Below are 3002 nucleotides of genomic sequence, written 5' to 3'. Positions count from 1 at the left end.
CGGCTACGACGACGCCCGCATCGCAGCTCTGATCGCGGGCAAGGTGGTTACCACCCCCGAGGACGCATGAACCCGGGCCGCCGGGTCGGCCGCGCGGCATGGGCGGCGGCGGTCGCGGCATGGCTCGCCTGCGGCGCGACGGCCATCGGTCAGGCGCAGGCGCAGGGGCAGGCCCTGATGCCGGCCAGCGCACCGCTGCCGGTGGCCCTGCCTGCCGACCGCCGGCCGCGCATCGGCCTGGTGCTCGGCGGCGGCGGCGCGCGCGGCGCCGCCCATGTCGGCGTGCTCGAGGTGCTGGAGCGCCTGCGGGTGCCGGTCGACTGCGTCGCCGGCACGAGCATGGGGGCGCTGGTTGCGGGCGCCTTCGCCTCGGGCCTGACCAGCGCGCAGATGCGCGCGGAACTGGGCAGCGTCGACTGGTTCGATCTGTTCCAGGACAACCCGCCGTACAACGAGACGGTCTATCGCAGCAAGCAGCTCGCCCGGCGCTACCTGCCGGGATCGGAGCTGGGCATCGGCGCCGGCGGCCCGACCGCGCCGCCCGGCGTGCTGACCGGCCAGAAGATCAAGCTCTTCTTCAATCGGCTGGTGCGCGCCGACCGCATCGAACGCAGCATCGACTCGCTGCCCATGCCGCTTGCGATCATCGCCACCGACATCGGCACCGGCGACCGGGTGGTGCTGCGTGACGGCAGCCTCACGCTGGCGATGCGCGCGAGCATGTCGGTGCCCGGCCTGATGGCGCCGGTGGAGTACCGCGATCGCAAGCTGGTCGACGGCGGCCTGGTCGACAACCTGCCGGTGGCCGAAGTGCGGCGGCTGTGCCGCCCGGATGTGGTGATCGCGGTGAATGTCGGCTCGCCGCTGCTCGCGCCTTCCGAGGTCGGGTCGCTGCTCAGCGTCACCGCCCAGATGGTGAACATCCTCACCGAGCAGAATGTTACCCAGTCGATGGCCGAACTCGGCGCGCAGGACATCTACATCCGGCCGCCGCTGGAGGGCATCACCGCCGGCGACTTCGACAAGCACGCCACGGCTGCAGAGCGCGGCCAGCAGGCCGCCAACGCCGTGGAGGAGCGGCTTCGCGCGCTGTCGGTGGACGATGCGGCCTACCAGGCCTGGCGCACGCGCATCCTCGATGCCGATCGACTGCCGCCGCAGGTCGATGCCATCGAGATCGCCGGTCTGCGGCGCACCAGCCCGCAGGCGATGACTCGTCACATCAGCCAGCAGACCGGGCAGCCGCTGGAGACCGGGACGCTGAACCGCGACCTGCTGCGCGCCTACGGCGAGGGCCACTACCAGAGCATCGACTACACCCTGCTGCGCGAACGCGATCGCACCATCCTGCGGCTGGCGCCCCTCGAGAAGAGCTGGGGGCCCGACTACCTGCGCTTCGCGGTGAATCTCGACACCAGCCTGGGCACCAGCGCCACCTACAGCCTGCGGGCCGCCTATCACCGCACGGCCCTCAACCGCCTCGGCGGGGAACTGCTGTTCGGTGCCGAGGCCGGCACCGCCAAGGGCATGTCCGCCGACTTCTATCAGCCGATCGAGCCGAGCCAGACCTGGTTCGTCGAGCCGCGGGCCTGGTACCGCTCCCGGCCGCTGCCGGTCTACCAGGACAACCGGCGTCTGGCCGAGTACCTCACCAGCACACTCACCAGCGAGGTCGCCGTCGGCGCCAACCTCGGCCTGATCGGCCAGGCCCAGCTCGGGGTCAGCACGGCGCTCAGCCAGATCGAACTGACCACCGGATCGCCGCTGCTCATCGAGCAGAACGGCCGCTCCAGCGGGTGGTTCGCCAGCCTGGATCTCGACCAGCTCGACCGCCTCTACGCGCCCACACGCGGCTGGGCCACCCGGGTGCGGTATTTCGAGTCGACCCATTCCCAGTTCGGCCAGCCCTATTCAAAGCTGTCCGCGGAGGGTCGCGCGGCCTGGCCGCTCGGCAGCTTCGTGATGCTCGGCCAGTTGAGCTGGGTGGGCTCCACCCGCGGCCAGCTGCCGGTCACCGATGCCGCCCAGCTGGGCGGCTTCCTGCGGCTGTCGGCCTTCGCCCAGTCGCAACTGATCGGCGACGATGTCACCTATGGCCGTATCGGTCTGGAGCGCATCCTCGGTCGGCTGCCCCTGGGCCTGCGTGGGGATGTGCGCGCCGGGGTCAGTTTCGAGAGCGCGCGCTTCGGCCGTCTTTACACCGAGCGGCAGCGCTCAGGAGCGCTGCAATCGGGCGTGGTCTATCTCGGCAGCGAGACGCCGCTGGGGCCTGTCTACGTCGGCTTTGCCTACGCGCCAGAGGGCGGCTCCTAGCTTTACCTGTTCCTGGGGCTGCCCTGAGCCCTGAGCCCTGAGCCCTGAGCCCTGAGCCCTGAGCCCCGGGCCCCGATCCATCGGACCGGCTGCGGGCCCGGACGGTCAGGCTGAAATGGTCTTCTTCCAGGTCGCTCGCTCCCAGAGGCGGGGATTGCCTTCACAGCAGGGCTGAGTGCTCACGAACCAGAGCGGCACTTCCACCTGCGCCCAGAGCGAGGCACTAACCGGCGTCACCTTCACGGTGCAGACGCGGTCGGACACCCGGGTGAACTCTCTCAAGCCGCAACCGCCGGAGAACGGCAGCAGATGGTCCAGGCTGAACGAGGGGCTGACTTCGATCCTGAAAGTCATGGTCAGGACCAGCGGGCTGGTCGTCCACGGCTGGTTGCCGATCGAGTCACTGAAGGTCACCCAGTCGGGCACCAGGGTGTCATAGGATCGCGAGAAGACATAGGAGTCGGCGTTCGGCAGCGTACCCGTGGCATCCATGAACGCATCGGGACCCACTTTGATCTGCAGCGTACCCGAGCTGTTGATGTAGGGCGCGACCTGCACCCGGTACTCCCGTGGCGAGATCCGGGTGAAGCTGTCAGTCAGCGCACGGCCTCCTTGGACGATCAGGCTCTGAGCGCTGAAGGCGCTGACGGCATCGCTGAAAAGCAGGGCGACGGTGATCGGGCCGCTGA

Annotated in this window: 2 protein-coding genes; one reads left to right on the top strand and one right to left on the bottom strand. The window is 69.6% G+C overall.

Annotated features, from left to right (window positions below):
* Nucleotides 1–66 precede the first annotated feature (66 nt).
* A complete protein-coding gene (locus tag AC2H6A_RS19065) occupies nucleotides 67–2313 on the top strand; it encodes a patatin-like phospholipase family protein (protein WP_484275296.1) in 2247 nt (748 codons plus the stop codon).
* A 105-nt stretch (nucleotides 2314–2418) separates the two neighbouring features.
* Here AC2H6A_RS19065 and AC2H6A_RS19060 read toward each other — a convergent pair.
* On the bottom strand, nucleotides 2419–3002 hold a 584-nt coding region (locus tag AC2H6A_RS19060; RefSeq protein ID WP_484275295.1), incomplete at its 5' end, for a hypothetical protein.

The sequence above is a fragment of the Quisquiliibacterium sp. genome (genome assembly GCF_982640115.1).
The sequence above is the reverse complement of the archived record's forward strand: the minus strand, read 5'-3'. Positions and strand labels throughout refer to the sequence as shown.

What these genes read in the sequence shown, in the direction of transcription:
- AC2H6A_RS19065 (WP_484275296.1), top strand. Translation starts at nt 67, where the DNA reads ATGAACCCGGGCCGCCGGGTCGGCCGCGCGGCATGGGCGGCGGCGGTC.